The sequence below is a fragment of the Mesoflavibacter sp. genome (assembly GCF_964226795.1).
Taxonomy (GTDB): Bacteria; Bacteroidota; Bacteroidia; order Flavobacteriales; family Flavobacteriaceae; genus Mesoflavibacter; species Mesoflavibacter zeaxanthinifaciens.
This window is the reverse complement of the sequence record NZ_CAXQQP010000014.1, coordinates 17,320-31,882: the sequence shown is the minus strand read 5'-3', so window position 1 is coordinate 31,882 and position 14,563 is coordinate 17,320. Positions and strand designations below refer to the sequence as shown.

Sequence of the window (14,563 nt, the reverse complement as noted above, 5' to 3'; positions counted from 1 at the left end):
AAAATTTTAAGCTATAATATACTAAATATTAGCAATTTCTTTAATTTCTGAAATGATTTTTTCTGCCAAAGTATCTGCTGCTTCTTGAGATTTAGCTTCGGTATATATTCTAATAATGGGTTCTGTGTTACTTTTTCTTAGATGAGCCCAACTTTCAGCAAAGTCAATTTTTACACCATCAATAGTGGTTAAATTTTCATTACTGTATTTTTCTTCCATTGCTTTTAAAATAGCATCAACATCTAAAGTAGGCGTTAATTCTATCTTTTTCTTACTCATAAAGTAGCTAGTGTAAGTTTTTCTAAGTTCGCTAACACTCATTTTTTTATCAGCTAAAAGACTTAAAAATAAAGCTACTCCAACTAAAGCATCACGACCGTAATGAGAAGCTGGATAGATAATTCCGCCATTACCTTCGCCACCAATAACGGCGTTGTTTTTCTTCATTAATTCAACCACATTTACTTCTCCAACAGCAGAAGCTTCATAAGTTCCGCCATGCTTTTCGGTAACATCTCTTAAGGCTCTAGTCGAGCTCATGTTACTTACAGTATTTCCAGGTGTTTGGCTTAAAACCCAGTCTGCACAAGCAACAAGGGTATATTCTTCACCAAACATATTTCCGTTTTCATCCATAAACGCTAAACGATCTACATCTGGATCTACAACAATACCAAAGTCTGCATTATGTTTTTTTACAGCATTACTTAAATCGCCTAAATGTTCCTTTAAAGGTTCTGGATTATGCGGAAAATGACCTGTTGGATCACAATATAATTTAATGGCTTCTACACCTAAATGTTCTAAAAGTAAAGGAATAGCAATACCGCCAGTACTATTTACACCATCAACAACAACCTTAAAATTAGCGTCTTCTATTGCTTTTTTATTCACTAAATCTAAAGCTAACACTTCCTCAACATGCAAATCAAAGTAAGCGTCGTTTTTAGTAATTTCACCTAAATCATCAACTTCTGCAAACGTCATGTTATCAGACTCGGCAATTTCTAATATTTTTTGGCCTTCTTTACCATTTAAAAATTCACCTTTCGCGTTAAGCAACTTTAGAGCATTCCATTGTTTTGGGTTATGACTTGCAGTTAAAATAATGCCGCCATCTGCGTGTTCCATTGGTACGGCAAGTTCTACAGTTGGTGTTGTAGATAATCCTAAATCAACCACGTTAATACCTAAACCTACAAGTGTATTCATTACTAAATTTTGAATCATATCGCCCGACAAACGCGCATCGCGACCAACTACAACTTTATAATCTGTTTTATCGCGTTGTTGTTTAAGCCAAGTCCCGTAAGCCGAAGCAAATTTTACTGCATCAATTGGAGTTAAGTTGTCTCCAACGTTACCGCCAATAGTTCCTCTAATTCCTGATATAGATTTTATAAGTGTCATTCTCTAAATTTGTTTTTCAGTTTTAAAAAATAAGTCTCAAAATATCTGTAAGACAAATGCGCCATAAAAATGGTTAATGCAAAGGTCAAAATATTAATTAAAATAATGGTCATGTTATCACTAAATGTTTTTAACCATTCTATTTTTAAAAATAGAAAGACGACTATGTTTAAAGCAATAACGTGAAACATGTAAATTCCGTAAGAAATCTGTCCAAAATAATTTAGCATTCGGTTTCTAATCTCTACACCTTTATTATTATGTGCAATGGTATGAATAAAACTTCCAAAAAGTACCATTGTTACTAGGTTGAAAAGAAAAACAGATTCAAACTCAAATAAAGACGTTGTAAAATACAAGACTGTTAAAATGGTTATTAAAACAGGAAAAATCACGTTTTTCTTTAAAAATTCTAACTGTTTTTTGTCTTCAAGTATGGCGACAATTCCACCAAAAAATAAGAAGAAAAATACCATGATGTATTCCTGTAAGACATTAAAAAAATCAAGATGAAATACAATAAAATAAACGGTTGTTAATATTAAAAGCGTTTGTAATATTCGATGTTTATTGATGATAAAAAGTAAAGGCGCAACGATAATGTAAAACTGTTCTTCAATACCAATAGACCATAACACTTCAAGAATTCCGCCAGGCATATATAGTTTTGACATCACGTTTGGTAGAAAAAATGTACCTAATAAAACCGCATTGCTTAGGTTGTAATTATTTTCAAAAGGAATACCTAAAACAGGTAATATTTGCCAATAAAACACAAAACCGAAAATAAGAATAAGATAATATAAAGGAAAGATCCTTAAAATACGTCTTATGTAAAATTTTCTAATCGAAAATCGGTCACGTAACTTATCGGTATAAATTATTTTAATAATTAAAAAACCACTTAAAACAAAAAACATGTAGACAGCTTCAACACCGCGATTAAAAATTGGTGCGTCTAAAAAATACGGAAGACCTTGATTACGACATAATTGCGGCAAGTGAAAAATTATCACTAAACTGGCTAATATAAATCGTAAAACATCTAAGTTTGGTAATCTGTTCAAATCTCTTAATTAAAAGGCTAAAAATACATATATTTATTGAATGAACTACTTAGCGCATATCTACCTTTCTGGAAACAACAAAATGGTCACAATTGGTAACTTTATTGCTGATGGAATACGTGGGAAGAAGTATAAAACATACCCGATAGAAGTTCAAAAAGGTATATTATTACACCGTCAAATCGATACCTTTACAGATGCGCATCCGACCGTTAGACAAAGCACCAAAAAGCTTCATAAAAATTACGGACATTATTCTGGCATCATTGTAGACATTTTATATGATCATTTTTTAGCCAAAAACTGGTCAAAATATTCTGATGTGCTTTTAGAAGATTATGCCGAAAATTTTTATCAAATTTTAACCGAAAATATTGAAATTTTGCCACAGCGCATCTTAAAAATGATGCCACATTTAATTTCAGGAAATTGGCTGCTAAGTTACGCGACAAAAGAAGGCATAGCAAAAGTATTAGACGGAATGAATAAGCGAACCAAAAACCGATCACAAATGAATTTAGCCACAAAAGAACTTGATTTATTTTATGACGAATTTGAAGCCGAATTCACCTCTTTTTTTGAGGAGCTAATCGCATTTTCAGAAGAAAAACTAATCCAAATCAACCAAGAATTATCATGAAACATAGGTTACTTTTAATAATTGTTTTCCTTTCATTTTTCAATTGTAAAGAAGATAAAAAAAATACCAAAGAAGGTGTAATTGCAGATAAAGCCATGATCGTTTCAGCAAGAGCTGAAGCTTCAAAAATAGGAGTAGAGATTCTTAAAAAAGGCGGAAACGCTTTTGATGCTATGGTAGCAACAGATTTAGCTTTAGCGGTATGTTACCCTTATGCTGGAAATATTGGTGGTGGCGGATTTATGGTTTACCGACTAGAAAATGGTGACATTGGTGCGTTAGATTATCGCGAAAAAGCGCCACTTGCAGCTACAAAACAAATGTATTTGGATAGTATGGGTAATGTCGTCCCTAATTTAAGTACAAAAGGCGGATTGGCTGTTGGCGTGCCTGGTACTGTTGCTGGTTTATTTGCAGTACACGACAAGTTTGGAAGTTTGCCTATTCAGACCATTATGCAACCTGTGATAGATTTGGCTAATCGTGGTTTTGTTGTCACTAAAAAGCAACAAGCTGTTTTAGATGAAAAACGAAAAGATTTTCTTGAAGTTAACAAAGATACCATTCTGTTTGCTAAACAATGGAAAGCTGGTGATACGATTAAAAACAAACAAATGGCAAAAACATTGGTTAAAATTATGATAGATGGTCGTGATGCCTTTTACAAAGGTGAAATTGCAGATTCTATAGCAAATTTCATCCAAAGAAATGGAGGAATCATCACCAAAGAAGATCTTGTAAAGTATGAAGCCAAATGGCGAGATCCAATTACATTTACTTATGATGATTTAAAGATTATTTCTATGTCACCGCCATCAAGTGGTGGAATTTGTTTAGCTCAAATAATGAAACAAATTGAACCTTATGAATTAGACGAATTTGGACATAATTCACTTAAAGCAATTCAGGTAATTACAGAAGCCGAAAGACGTGCGTATGCCGATAGAAGTTTTTATTTAGGAGATCCTGATTTTGTAAACATTCCGCAAGACCAATTAATTAGCGAAAGTTACGCATCTAATAGGATGAAAGATTTTAGTTTTGAGTCAGCAACGCCTTCAGCTAAAATAAATCATGGAGATGTTCAGATTGTTGAAAGTGATGAAACTACACATTATTCAATTGTCGATCAATTTGGTAATGCAGTTGCGGTAACCACAACATTAAACTCTGGTTATGGGTCTAAATTGTATTCAGAAGGATTAGGTTTCTTTTTTAATAACGAAATGGATGATTTTTCAAGTAAACCAGGCGAACCAAATGTATACGGATTAATTGGAGCAGAAGCAAATAGTATCTTACCAGAAAAACGTATGCTAAGCTCTATGACTCCAACTATTGTAGAAAAGGATGGACAATTATACATGGTTGTTGGTACACCTGGCGGATCTACTATTATTACAAGTGTAATGCAAGCTATAATTAATGTGCATGAATTTGACATGAGTATGCAAGAAGCAGTAGAAGCGCCTAGATTTCATCATCAATGGTTACCTGACGAAATTAGAGTAGAGCCAAACGCTTTTAATGAAGAGTTGACTAATACATTAGAAGAAAAAGGGTATATTATAAACACAAATCGTACACCTGTAATTGGTAAAGTAGATGCTATTTTAGTAAAAGAAAACGGGCAATTAGAAGGTGGCGCAGATCCAAGAGGAGACGATACCGCAGTTGGATTTTAAATGAATAATTATGGCAATAAAAGCAAAGAAAATATTTAAAATAATTTTAGGAGTAATTATCTTTTTTACACTACCATCATTACTGTTTTTTGGGTTTGTATACTTTAAGTATGCAGAAGATTTACCTCAAATAAACCCAACAGAAAAAGCTGATAGTTTAGCTAATAAAATGTTAGAAGCTTTAGATTATGAGGCTTATAAAAACACTGATTATATCGAGTTTACTTTTAAACAAAGACACAAGTACCAATGGAACAAATTAGAAAATACTTGTAATGTATTTTGGAGTCATTTTAAAGTAGAGTTAGATTTAAATAACAAAAGTAACTCCAAAGTATTTGTGCAAGATCAAGCTTATAATGGCGTAGAAAAAGAGAAATACGTACAAAAAGCAATAGATTATTTTAATAATGATACGTTTTGGTTAGTAGCGCCATATAAAGTTTTTGATTCTGGAACAAAACGAAGTATTGCCAAAAACGAAGACGGAGAAGAAGGTTTATTAATTACTTACACAAAAGGCGGAAGTACACCAGGCGATTCTTATTTATGGCATTTAGACGAGAATTATAAACCTAAAAGCTTTCAAATGTGGGTAGATATTTTGCCAATTGGCGGTTTAGAAGCAACATGGAGCGACTGGAAAACTACCGAAACTAATGCGCAATTACCAACCTTTCATAAATTTATGTTTTTAGGTTTAGAGTTGGATGATATTAAAACTTCGAGGTCAGAATAAAAACACGAATTATCACTAATATGTTTGGCAAATAATTAATAAGAAAACAAAGTTTAACTACATAATTATAGTTTTGCTAACTGCTAACTGCTAACTGCTAACTGCTAACTACTAACTATTTCTTTTTCTGCCCAACAAACTGTTGTTCTTTCAGTTTAAATAAGACGTTAAACGTCGTTAAACTACCATAAATACGTGTAATATATTGCTGTAAATCTATTTTTTCTTGTTCTTCAAGATTACTAGAATTTATTTTTTGTTCCATAACGCGCAAACGATCACGAACCATTGTAATCTTATGAAAAAAGTCTTCAATTTTTATTTCTTTACTTTTTAGGTTTTGGTCTGCTGGTTTTAGTTCCATAATACCGCCTTTCCATTTGTCGCCAATATGCACAACTTCAGAAACATCACTGTATTTTTTTAAGATACTTACCAAGCTACTTTCAATATCAAAAAAGCTAACAGTATCTACCTCGTTTTCGGCAGCTTCAATAGTTTCAAAATCATCGTCTAATGGTATGGTTTCTAAACCGTTTTCAATAAATGTTACCCAATATTGTTGACTGTCTACATTGGTAATAACGCCTTTTCCGTATGATGTATGATTAATTCTTGATCCTATTCCTAAAAGTTTCATTAGTATCTGTTTTTTAATTTCCGTGACAACGAAAATATAAAAAATCATAAAGACTTCATTAAGAAAATGATAACTAATTGCACTTCAAAAAGATTGATAAAAACCGTATCTTTGCAACTTTGCCAATTCACAGATATTTGCTAAAAATTGCTATGACAAATTTTGAAGAAAACATTGAAGTTAAAGGCGCAAGAGCACATAACTTAAAAAATATAGACGTTACCATTCCGCGAGAAAAACTAGTTGTGATTACCGGTTTGTCAGGAAGCGGAAAATCGTCTTTAGCGTTTGATACCATTTATGCCGAAGGACAACGTCGTTATATTGAAACATTTTCGGCGTACGCCAGACAATTTTTAGGCGGATTAGAACGACCAGATGTAGATAAAATTGATGGTTTATCACCAGTTATCGCAATTGAACAAAAAACAACCAGCAAATCACCACGATCTACCGTTGGTACGATTACCGAGATTTACGACTTTTTACGACTCTTATTTGCAAGAGGTAGCGATGCTTACAGTTACAATACTGGCGAAAAAATGGTGAGTTACAGTGATGAGCAAATCAAAAAATTAATTACCGAAAGTTACAAAGGTAAGCGCATTAACGTGTTAGCACCAGTAATTAGATCTAGAAAAGGACATTATCGCGAGTTGTTTGAGCAAATTGCAAAACAAGGTTTTGTAAAGGTAAGAACAGATGGCGAAATTAGAGATTTAGTTAAAGGCATGAAACTAGATCGTTACAAAACACATGATATAGAAATTGTTATAGATCGCCTTAAGATAGATGAAAATGTAGATAACGATAAACGTTTAACTGAGACAATTAATACAGCAATGTATCATGGAGATGACGTGTTAATGGTGATTGATCAAGATACGCAAGAAGCACGTTATTTTAGCCGAAATTTGATGTGTCCAAGTTCAGGGATTTCTTATCCAAATCCAGAACCTAACAACTTTTCTTTTAACTCGCCAAAAGGTGCTTGTCCTAAATGTAACGGTATTGGAACCTTGTATCAAGTTAACGAGAAAAAAATAATTCCGGATGATTCTTTATCCATAAAAGCTGGTGCATTAGCGCCACATGGACCAGAAAAAAAGAGCTGGATTTTTAAGCAATTTGAAACTATTGCACAACGCTATAATTTTAAATTAACAGATCCATACAAGTCTATTCCTGACGAAGCAAAGCAGGTGATTTTATATGGCGGAAATGAGAAGTTTTCTGTTGAAAGTAAAACATTAGGTATTACCAGAGATTATAAAATAGATTTTGAAGGTGTCGCTAATTTTATTGAAAACCAGTACAATACAGCAGAGTCAACATCTTTAAAACGTTGGGCAAAAGAATATATGGACAAAATTGAATGTCCAGAATGTGAAGGCAGCAGATTGCGTAAAGAGTCGCTTTATTTTAAAGTAAACGAAAAAAATATTGCCGAACTAGCCAATATGGACATTAGCGAGCTTTCTGCTTGGTTTGGCGATTTAGAACAACATTTAAGCAAAACGCAACTAAAAATAGCAGAAGAAATTATTAAGGAAATTCGTGCCAGAATTCAATTTTTATTAGATGTAGGATTAGATTATTTGTCGTTAAACCGAAGTTCAAAATCCTTATCTGGTGGAGAAGCACAACGCATTAGGTTAGCAACACAAATAGGATCGCAGTTAGTTGGCGTGTTATATATTTTAGACGAACCTAGTATTGGCTTACATCAACGTGATAACGAAAAGCTAATTAACAGTTTGGTGTCTTTGCGTGATATTGGTAATTCGGTAATAGTTGTAGAGCACGATAAAGATATGATAGAACGTGCTGATCACGTCATAGATATAGGTCCGCGTGCAGGAAAACATGGAGGAGAAATTATAAGTGAAGGCACGCCAAAAGCGTTATTAAAAGGTAACACCATTACAGCGCAATACCTTAATGGTAAAATGGAAATAGAAATCCCAAAAAAGCGTCGTGAAGGTAACGGTAAGTTTTTAGAGCTTAAAGGCTGTACTGGTAATAACTTAAAGAACGTTTCTGTAAAGTTCCCTTTAGGAAAAATGATAGGTGTTACAGGTGTTTCAGGAAGCGGAAAATCGACGTTAATTAACGAAACGTTGTATCCAATTCTAAATGCACATTACTTTAATGGTGTAAAAAAACCAATGCCTTACAAAAGCATAAAAGGTTTAGAACACATTGATAAAGTGATTGATATTAACCAGTCGCCAATTGGTCGTACACCACGAAGTAATCCAGCAACATACACCAAAACTTTTGACGAAATACGAAGTCTTTTTGCCAAAATACCAGAAGCCATGATTCGTGGTTATAAACCAGGTAGATTTAGTTTTAATGTCGCTGGTGGAAGATGCGAAACTTGTAAAGGTGGCGGATTACGAGTAATAGAAATGAACTTTTTACCAGACGTTTATGTAGAATGTGAAACGTGTCAAGGTAAACGTTTTAATCGCGAAACTTTAGAAATAAGATACAAAGGAAAAAGCATTAGTGATGTATTAGATATGACCATTAATGAAGCGGTAGACTTTTTTGAAAACATACCAAAGATTCATAAAAAACTGAAGACCATAAAAGATGTTGGATTAGGTTACATTACTTTAGGACAACAAAGTACAACGCTTTCTGGTGGAGAAGCGCAACGTATAAAATTGGCAACCGAGCTAAGTAAACGCGATACAGGAAATACTTTTTACATTTTAGATGAGCCAACAACAGGACTTCATTTTGAGGATATAAGAGTGTTAATGCAAGTGTTAAATAAATTAGCAAATAAAGGTAATACGGTGTTAATTATAGAGCATAATTTAGATGTAATTAAAACGGTAGATTATATTATAGATATTGGATATGAAGGTGGAAAAGGTGGCGGACAAGTAGTTGCTGAAGGCACACCAGAAGAAGTTGCTAAACATAAAAAAAGCCATACAGCACGTTTTTTAAAGAAAGAATTAAACTCTTAATAATAAGCTAATTACGATTTTGTTAACACATATTGGTGATTTGGATATGTAACTTTAAGTAACATTAACCATTAAAAACCAATATATTATGAGAAGTATTCTTTGGCTAGTAGCCGTAATTTGTATCATCATGTGGGTTCTTGGATTTTTCGAAATTGTTTCAGGAATGGGAACCGGAAGTTTAATACATGTGTTATTAGTAATTGCAGTAATAGCAGTGCTTTATAACATCATTTCAGGAAGAAAACCACTTTAATTTTTAGTATAAAATATTCATTTTTAGAATATTATATAAAGACTAGCAATATTGCTAGTCTTTTTTTGTTTAAAAAATGTGAATAGAACAGCTAAATCCTTTCAAATCTATTAAATTTGTTTGTTTGAATTTTTTAAAACTATAATATGAGAAAAGAACAACATCCTAAAGGTTGGAATGAAAAGAAAACAAACGACTCTTGGGCGATTTTTAAAATCATGGGCGAGTTTGTTAACGGATTTGAAAAAATGAGTGCAATAGGACCAAGTGTATCTATATTTGGATCTGCTCGTACAAAACCAGATCATAAATACTATAAATTAGCAGAAGAAGTAGCTTCAAAAATTGTTAATGCCGGTTATGGTGTAATTACTGGTGGAGGACCAGGTATTATGGAAGCAGGTAATAAAGGAGCTCATTTAGCTGGCGGAACATCTGTAGGATTAAATATAGAATTACCTTTTGAACAACATGATAATCCTTATATAGATTCTGATAAAAGCTTAGATTTTGATTACTTTTTTGTTAGAAAAGTTATGTTTGTAAAATACTCTCAAGGTTTTGTAGTTATGCCTGGTGGATTTGGAACATTAGACGAGTTATTTGAAGCAATTACTTTAATCCAAACCAATAAAATTGAAAAATTCCCGATTATATTAGTTGGTACCGAGTTTTGGGAAGGATTAATGGATTGGGTTAAAACAACACTTTTAGATAGTTTTAAAAATATTAGTCCTGGAGATATCGACTTAATACATTTAGTAGATACAGCAGATGAAGTGGTAGAAATACTAGATAAATTTTACGAAGAATATGGTTTAAGTCCAAACTTCTAAACAAACAAAAAAGGTTTTAAAAAAGAAATTTCAGAAGATAATATGATGTTATTTTCTGAAATTTTTTGTTTTACATAAACTCTTTTGGCACCTTATCTCTGTGTTTCCATCGTTTATGAGTCCATAAGTAGTATTCTGGTGCTTCGTAAATTTGTTGTTCTACTAATTCAAAAAAACGATCGGTGATTTCGTAATCTTTAAAATCATGAGGGTTTTCTGCAAGAGTAGTAATTGTGGTTTCATAATAACCTCTTTTAACACGCTTTACAGCAAAAAATACTACAGTCATATCAAGGCGTTTTGCCATTAATTCGGCACCAGTATAAACAGGAACTTTAATTCCCATAAAATTTAACCAATGGTAAGCTTTATCTGGTTTAGGACTTTGGTCTGCAGCAAAGCCATTAATAGTTAATTCGCCTTTATTTTTGGCTTTTTGTAAAACTTCAAAAGTTTCTTTAGTAGTTATTAAATAAGAGTTGTAACGTGCTCTAATACGTTTTACCAAACGGTCAAAATACTTATTGTTTAATCGTTTGTAAATAGCGTAACCAGTGTAGTTTATATAGGTTTGTAGTATAAAAATCCATTCCCAACTGGCATAATGCGCAGTCATCATTACAATACTCTTACCTTCTTTTTCGTGTTTTTTAAGCTCTTCAATATTTTTAAACGTGAAGCGTTTTTTCATTTCTTTTTCTGAAATAGTCATAGATTTTATAGCTTCAACAACCATATCACATAAATGATGATAGAATTTTTTAGTTATCGTATTAATTTCATCATCAGATTTCTCAGGAAAAACAAGTCTTAAATTTTCCTTTACGGTTTTTTTTCTGTAGCCAATAATACGGTAGATTAAAATGTACAATCCATCAGAAAATGCGTAAAGTAATCTAAAGGGTAAGATAGAGATTAACCACAAAAATGGGTAGATTAATATGTAGGCAATAAATTGCATGATGCGTTCTTAGTTTAGCTTGGCAAATATATAGTATATTTGAATGAAACTTAAATATTGAAATGGGTAATTTAGCAATTGTTACAATAATTATAATCGCTGCAAACGTCATAATTTCTTACAAAGGATTTGAAGATTATGGTTTTTTTGATAAGTATAAATTTAATGTTGGTGCCATAAAAAGAGGCGAACAATTTAGATTGTTTAGTTCTGGATTTTTACATGTAAATACCCAACATTTGTTATTTAACATGATTACGCTGTATTTTTTTGCTAACAATGTAATTGCATATGTTGGTTCACTTAAATTTATAATTATTTACATAGTTAGCTTAGTTGCTGGTGGATTATTGTCGCTATATTTTCATAAAGATGAATACCATTACAGCGCAGTAGGAGCAAGTGGAGCAGTTACAGGTATTTTATACGCTGCAATACTGCTTAATCCAGACATGAGTTTGTTTTTCTTTTTTATTCCTGTTCCAATTCCTGGTTATGTTTTTGGTATTGGATATTTATTATATTCTATCTACGGAATGAAAAAACGTATTGGTAATATTGGACATGATGCACATTTTGGAGGCGCAATTGGTGGTTATGTAACTACTTTAGTTTTTGTTCCGTACTTGTTTCAAATTAATTTAACAATGGTTGTTGTTTTAGCATTACCAATCATTTTATTGTTTGTAATGAAAAAGTTAGGCAAAATCTAAACAAAAAAACTCCGATGTTTTATCGAAGTTCTTGATTTTCCACGAAAGTGAAATAAAAATTTTAATTCGCTAATAACTCAGCAACTTTATCTTCTAAAGCTTTACCACGTAAATTTTTTGCAACAATCTTACCATCTTTATCCAAAATGTAAGTAGCAGGTATTGATCTTACACCATAAGTTTGTGCAATTGGCTCTTGCCAACCTTGTAGGTTAGATACATGTTTCCAAGTTAGCTTATCTTGCTCGATAGCTTTTAACCATCGGTCTTTTTGCTGTGCTTTATCTAAAGAAATCCCTACAATTTCTAATCCTTTTTTGTGATACTGATTATACATTCTAACCACATTTGGGTTTTCTTTTCTGCAAGGTCCGCACCAACTAGCCCAAAAATCTAAAATAGTGACTTTAGCGTCAATATCGTTAATGTTTAAAGTAGCTCCATCCGGAGTTGGCGCAGTAAAAGTTGGTGCGTAATCACCAATGTTAGTCCCAAAAACGGTAATCTCCTTTTTTTCTTCTTTACAAGAAAATAACGTCAAAACCGAAATAAATAATATTAAAGTGTTTTTCATTACAAATAAAGTTTACAACAAATATAAACTATAAAAGTTGAATAAAATATGCATATTTTTGCACTATGATATATAACGATACCATAGTAGCTTTAGCAACCGCTTCTGGCGCTGGTGCAGTTGCCATAATTAGATTATCGGGTAAGGATGCTATAAAGATAGCAGCAGATAATTTTAAGTCTGTAAAAAGCCAAAAGTCGCTTAGCGACCAAAAGACGCATACCATACATTTGGGACATATTATTGACGAAAACCGTGTGATAGATCAGGTTTTAGTATCGGTTTTTAAAAATCCAAATTCTTATACAGGAGAAGATGTAGTTGAGGTATCGTGTCATGGTTCGGTTTATATTCAACAAGAAATTATTCAGCTATTTTTAAGAAAAGGTTGCCGAATGGCCAATCCTGGCGAATTTACTTTACGTGCTTTTTTAAACGGAAAGCTAGATTTAAGCCAAGCCGAAGCTGTTGCCGATTTAATTGCAAGTGATAATGAAGCATCACATCAAATTGCAATGCAGCAAATGCGTGGCGGATTTTCTTCTGAAATAGCTAAGCTACGTGAAGAACTGTTAAATTTTGCTTCTCTAATAGAGCTTGAATTAGACTTTGCAGAAGAAGATGTAGAGTTTGCAGATCGCACACAATTTAAAGATTTGGTAGATCGTATTTCTTTCGTTTTAAAACGCTTAATAGATAGTTTTGCAGTAGGAAATGTGATTAAAAACGGAATACCAGTAGCAATTGTTGGAGAGCCAAATGTTGGTAAATCTACATTGCTTAATGCGCTTTTAAACGAAGAACGTGCCATAGTAAGTGATATAGCAGGAACAACCAGAGATACCATTGAAGATGAATTGGTGATTAACGGTATTGGTTTTAGGTTTATAGATACCGCAGGAATTAGAGATACAAAAGACGTTGTTGAAAATATTGGGATTAAAAAAACTTTTGAGAAAATAGACCAAGCGCAAGTTGTTGTTTTCTTATTTTCTGCTAACGAGTTTAAAACACAAAGCGAACGTTTGATTGTAGAGGTAGAAAAGATTAAAAACAAGTTTCCGCTTAAACCAATGTTAATTATCGCCAATAAAGTAGATCAATTATCAGAGGAAGAAAAAGAAGAAGTGTCACAATCTTTAAATACAATTCAACACATTGAAGCATTAATGATTTCGGCAAAAAATAACGAAGGTGTAGAAGATTTAAAAGATAAATTAATAGGTTTTGTTAATACTGGTGCATTAAACAATAACGAAACTATTGTCACAAACACACGTCATTATGATGCTTTATTAAAAGCTTTTGAAGAAATCCAAAAAGTAAAATACGGCTTAGAAACTGGACTTTCTGGAGATTTAATGGCAATAGACATTCGCCAAGCTTTGTATCATTTTGGAGAGATTACTGGTGAGATAACAAGTGATGATCTTTTGGGTAATATTTTTGCTAATTTCTGTATCGGGAAGTAACTTGCTTTCTTTTATTTGTTAATCCCTTGTTATTGTTTACTTTATATTATTTTATCTTCTTTTATTTGTTGCTTTTTTGCTCTTTTTTGATTAAATTTGTTGTATATCTGTTGCCTTAAATATGGATTTTTTGCCCAAATCTGTTGGCAAAAATAAAGGCGAAATGATGCACCATAACGCACCACGTTGCACCATTACGCTACATAAAGCACCATTTATGAGCAGTAATTTATTCATTCCTAAAACTTGTAAGCATTGCGGTAATGCCTTCACAGCACGTACAACAGTTACTAAATACTGTGGCGATACTTGTGCAAAAAGAGCATATAAGGCACGTAAGCGTAAAGAAAAAATCCAAGCTACTCTTACTGAAGATATGCAACAGCAAAAACAAGTTGTTGAAGTTCACAATCCTAATGCTGTAAATAACAAGGATTTTTTAAGCGTTACAGAAGCCTCACAACTTATTGGTGTGAGTAGATGGACCATTCAAAGAATGATTCAACAAGGACGTTTAAAAGCAGTTCCTTTTGGTAGAAAGCGTATTGTGGCCAGATGGCAAATAGAAAACCTCTTTAATTAA

General features: G+C 32.7%; 14 protein-coding genes. 9 read left to right on the top strand and 5 right to left on the bottom strand.

The annotated features are described in order from the left end of the window. Positions 1-21 precede the first annotated feature (21 nt). Together glmM and ACEQT4_RS12045 are read right to left on the bottom strand one after the other, a co-directional pair. The gene (glmM, locus tag ACEQT4_RS12050; RefSeq protein ID WP_370227982.1) at positions 22-1,410 is read right to left on the bottom strand and encodes a phosphoglucosamine mutase; all 1,389 of its coding nucleotides are present in this window, start codon (positions 1,408-1,410) and stop codon (positions 22-24) included. Next, positions 1,407-2,477, bottom strand: a complete 1,071-nt coding sequence (locus ACEQT4_RS12045; protein ID WP_370227980.1) for an acyltransferase family protein — start codon at positions 2,475-2,477, stop codon at positions 1,407-1,409. Before ACEQT4_RS12045 ends, glmM begins: the two co-directional genes overlap by 4 nt. A 40-nt stretch (positions 2,478-2,517) precedes the next feature. On the opposite strand from ACEQT4_RS12045, the gene ACEQT4_RS12040 reads away from it, so the two are divergent. From ACEQT4_RS12040 to ACEQT4_RS12030, 3 genes are read left to right on the top strand one after another with little or no spacing between them, the layout of a single operon-like run. Continuing rightward, the gene (locus ACEQT4_RS12040; protein WP_370227978.1) at positions 2,518-3,117 is read left to right on the top strand and encodes an ACP phosphodiesterase; all 600 of its coding nucleotides are present in this window, start codon (positions 2,518-2,520) and stop codon (positions 3,115-3,117) included. Continuing rightward, entirely contained in the window at positions 3,114-4,802 is a 1,689-nt protein-coding gene (gene ggt, locus ACEQT4_RS12035; RefSeq protein ID WP_370227976.1) for a gamma-glutamyltransferase, read from the top strand. The genes ACEQT4_RS12040 and ggt overlap by 4 nt, the downstream gene beginning before the upstream one ends. Positions 4,803-4,812: 10 nt before the next feature. Then, positions 4,813-5,541, top strand: a complete 729-nt coding sequence (locus ACEQT4_RS12030) for a hypothetical protein (protein ID WP_370227974.1) — start codon at positions 4,813-4,815, stop codon at positions 5,539-5,541. A gap of 115 nt (positions 5,542-5,656) precedes the next feature. Here the strand turns inward: ACEQT4_RS12030 and ACEQT4_RS12025 are convergent, their stop codons facing one another. Next, entirely contained in the window at positions 5,657-6,181 is a 525-nt protein-coding gene (locus ACEQT4_RS12025) for a hypothetical protein (RefSeq protein ID WP_370227972.1), read from the bottom strand. A 152-nt stretch (positions 6,182-6,333) separates the two neighbouring features. Between ACEQT4_RS12025 and uvrA the strand changes: the two genes are divergently transcribed. From uvrA to ACEQT4_RS12010, 3 genes are all read left to right on the top strand, one after another. Next, positions 6,334-9,168 carry an excinuclease ABC subunit UvrA gene (gene uvrA / locus ACEQT4_RS12020; RefSeq protein WP_370227970.1) on the top strand — a complete coding sequence of 945 codons (2,835 nt, stop codon included), beginning with the start codon at positions 6,334-6,336 and terminating at the stop codon, positions 9,166-9,168. Between the two features lie 88 nt (positions 9,169-9,256). After that, positions 9,257-9,424, top strand: a complete 168-nt coding sequence (locus ACEQT4_RS12015; RefSeq protein ID WP_370227968.1) for a lmo0937 family membrane protein — start codon at positions 9,257-9,259, stop codon at positions 9,422-9,424. Between the two features lie 146 nt (positions 9,425-9,570). Then, entirely contained in the window at positions 9,571-10,260 is a 690-nt protein-coding gene (locus tag ACEQT4_RS12010; RefSeq protein WP_027879775.1) for a TIGR00730 family Rossman fold protein, read from the top strand. Between the two features lie 70 nt (positions 10,261-10,330). Here the strand turns inward: ACEQT4_RS12010 and ACEQT4_RS12005 are convergent, their stop codons facing one another. Then, complete coding sequence (locus tag ACEQT4_RS12005) at positions 10,331-11,221, bottom strand: lysophospholipid acyltransferase family protein (RefSeq protein WP_370227965.1); 891 nt, start codon at positions 11,219-11,221, stop codon at positions 10,331-10,333. 62 nt (positions 11,222-11,283) lie between these two features. Here ACEQT4_RS12005 and ACEQT4_RS12000 point away from each other — a divergent pair, with 62 nt between their 5' ends. Next, positions 11,284-11,934, top strand: coding sequence for a rhomboid family intramembrane serine protease (locus tag ACEQT4_RS12000; RefSeq protein ID WP_370227963.1), 651 nt, complete (start codon positions 11,284-11,286; stop codon positions 11,932-11,934). Positions 11,935-11,995: 61 nt separating this feature from the next. On the opposite strand, the gene ACEQT4_RS11995 is transcribed toward ACEQT4_RS12000, so the two are convergent. Continuing rightward, entirely contained in the window at positions 11,996-12,508 is a 513-nt protein-coding gene (locus ACEQT4_RS11995; protein WP_370227961.1) for a peroxiredoxin family protein, read from the bottom strand. Between the two features lie 65 nt (positions 12,509-12,573). Between ACEQT4_RS11995 and mnmE the strand changes: the two genes are divergently transcribed. After that, positions 12,574-13,980 (top strand): tRNA uridine-5-carboxymethylaminomethyl(34) synthesis GTPase MnmE, encoded by a 1,407-nt coding sequence (gene mnmE / locus ACEQT4_RS11990; RefSeq protein WP_106678580.1) that lies wholly within the window; start codon positions 12,574-12,576, stop codon positions 13,978-13,980. Between the two features lie 121 nt (positions 13,981-14,101). Continuing rightward, entirely contained in the window at positions 14,102-14,563 is a 462-nt protein-coding gene (locus tag ACEQT4_RS11985; RefSeq protein WP_370227959.1) for a helix-turn-helix domain-containing protein, read from the top strand.